The 2,500-nt window shown below is 51.4% G+C and carries 4 tRNA genes and 2 rRNA genes (1 of these 6 cut by a window edge); all 6 read left to right on the top strand.

The window, feature by feature from the left end:
* A 23S ribosomal RNA gene (locus R7H07_RS23715) occupies nucleotides 1–1,954 on the top strand; it begins 968 nt to the left of the window's first position.
* 50 nt (nucleotides 1,955–2,004) lie between these two features.
* Nucleotides 2,005–2,120 (top strand): 5S ribosomal RNA (gene rrf / locus R7H07_RS23710).
* A gap of 4 nt (nucleotides 2,121–2,124) precedes the next feature.
* Nucleotides 2,125–2,200, top strand: a tRNA-Val gene (locus R7H07_RS23705).
* Between the two features lie 4 nt (nucleotides 2,201–2,204).
* Nucleotides 2,205–2,280, top strand: a tRNA-Thr gene (locus R7H07_RS23700).
* Between the two features lie 9 nt (nucleotides 2,281–2,289).
* Nucleotides 2,290–2,365 (top strand) — tRNA-His (locus tag R7H07_RS23695).
* Between the two features lie 63 nt (nucleotides 2,366–2,428).
* Nucleotides 2,429–2,500: transfer RNA gene (locus R7H07_RS23690), tRNA-Gln, on the top strand.

Here is a 2,500-nt window from a genome sequence, read left to right as displayed (position 1 = left end):
CAATGACTTATCCTTAGGAGTCAGACTGCGAGTGATAAGATCCGTAGTCAAAAGGGAAACAGCCCAGACCGCCAGCTAAGGTCCCAAAGTGTGTATTAAGTGGAAAAGGATGTGGAGTTGCTTAGACAACTAGGATGTTGGCTTAGAAGCAGCCACCATTTAAAGAGTGCGTAATAGCTCACTAGTCGAGTGACTCTGCGCCGAAAATGTACCGGGGCTAAATACACCACCGAAGCTGCGGATTGATACCAATGGTATCAGTGGTAGGGGAGCGTTCTAAGGACAGTGAAGTCAGACCGGAAGGACTGGTGGAGTGCTTAGAAGTGAGAATGCCGGTATGAGTAGCGAAAGACGGGTGAGAATCCCGTCCACCGAATGCCTAAGGTTTCCTGAGGAAGGCTCGTCCGCTCAGGGTTAGTCAGGACCTAAGCCGAGGCCGACAGGCGTAGGCGATGGACAACAGGTTGATATTCCTGTACCACCTCTTTATCGTTTGAGCAATGGAGGGACGCAGAAGGATAGAAGAAGCGTGCGATTGGTTGTGCACGTCCAAGCAGTTAGGCTGATAAGTAGGCAAATCCGCTTATCGTGAAGGCTGAGCTGTGATGGGGAAGCTCCTTATGGAGCGAAGTCTTTGATTCCCCGCTGCCAAGAAAAGCTTCTAGCGAGATAAAAGGTGCCTGTACCGCAAACCGACACAGGTAGGCGAGGAGAGAATCCTAAGGTGTGCGAGAGAACTCTGGTTAAGGAACTCGGCAAAATGACCCCGTAACTTCGGGAGAAGGGGTGCTTTCTTAACGGAAAGCCGCAGTGAATAGGCCCAAGCGACTGTTTAGCAAAAACACAGCTCTCTGCGAAGCCGTAAGGCGAAGTATAGGGGGTGACACCTGCCCGGTGCTGGAAGGTTAAGGAGAGGGGTTAGCGTAAGCGAAGCTCTGAACTGAAGCCCCAGTAAACGGCGGCCGTAACTATAACGGTCCTAAGGTAGCGAAATTCCTTGTCGGGTAAGTTCCGACCCGCACGAAAGGTGTAACGATTTGGGCACTGTCTCAACCAGAGACTCGGTGAAATTATAGTACCTGTGAAGATGCAGGTTACCCGCGACAGGACGGAAAGACCCCGTGGAGCTTTACTGTAGCCTGATATTGAATTTTGGTACAGTTTGTACAGGATAGGCGGGAGCCTTTGAAACCGGAGCGCTAGCTTCGGTGGAGGCGCTGGTGGGATACCGCCCTGACTGTATTGAAATTCTAACCTACGGGTCTTATCGACCCGGGAGACAGTGTCAGGTGGGCAGTTTGACTGGGGCGGTCGCCTCCTAAAGTGTAACGGAGGCGCCCAAAGGTTCCCTCAGAATGGTTGGAAATCATTCGTAGAGTGCAAAGGCATAAGGGAGCTTGACTGCGAGACCTACAAGTCGAGCAGGGACGAAAGTCGGGCTTAGTGATCCGGTGGTTCCGCATGGAAGGGCCATCGCTCAACGGATAAAAGCTACCCCGGGGATAACAGGCTTATCTCCCCCAAGAGTCCACATCGACGGGGAGGTTTGGCACCTCGATGTCGGCTCATCGCATCCTGGGGCTGTAGTCGGTCCCAAGGGTTGGGCTGTTCGCCCATTAAAGCGGTACGCGAGCTGGGTTCAGAACGTCGTGAGACAGTTCGGTCCCTATCCGTCGTGGGCGTAGGAAATTTGAGAGGAGCTGTCCTTAGTACGAGAGGACCGGGATGGACGCACCGCTGGTGTACCAGTTGTTCTGCCAAGGGCATAGCTGGGTAGCTATGTGCGGAAGGGATAAGTGCTGAAAGCATCTAAGCATGAAGCCCCCCTCAAGATGAGATTTCCCATAGCGTAAGCTAGTAAGATCCCTGAAAGATGATCAGGTTGATAGGTTCGAGGTGGAAGCATGGTGACATGTGGAGCTGACGAATACTAATAGATCGAGGACTTAACCATATAATATGTAGCAAATGTTATCTAGTTTTGAAGGAATATGCCTTCAATAGTTTGGTGATGATGGCAGAGAGGTCACACCCGTTCCCATACCGAACACGGAAGTTAAGCTCTCTAGCGCCGATGGTAGTTGGGACCTTGTCCCTGTGAGAGTAGGACGTTGCCAGGCAAATGGAGGATTAGCTCAGCTGGGAGAGCACCTGCCTTACAAGCAGGGGGTCGGCGGTTCGATCCCGTCATCCTCCACCATTTAGCCGACTTAGCTCAATTGGTAGAGCAACTGACTTGTAATCAGTAGGTTGGGGGTTCAAGTCCTCTAGTCGGCACCAGAAATCATGGCGGTTGTGGCGAAGTGGTTAACGCACCGGATTGTGGCTCCGGCATTCGTGGGTTCGATTCCCATCAGTCGCCCCATTTTTATTTTAAAAATTATAAATAATCTAATGGATACTTACATATAATTAAGTAAGAATTCGATGGGCTATAGCCAAGCGGTAAGGCAACGGACTTTGACTCCGTCATGCGCTGGTTCGAATCCAGCTAGCCCAG

It is taken from the genome of Vibrio sp. Vb1127 (assembly GCF_033338735.1).
Classification (GTDB): Bacteria; Pseudomonadota; Gammaproteobacteria; order Enterobacterales; family Vibrionaceae; genus Vibrio; species Vibrio alginolyticus.
Note: the sequence above shows the minus strand (reverse complement) of the source record. Positions and strands in the feature narration are given on the sequence as shown.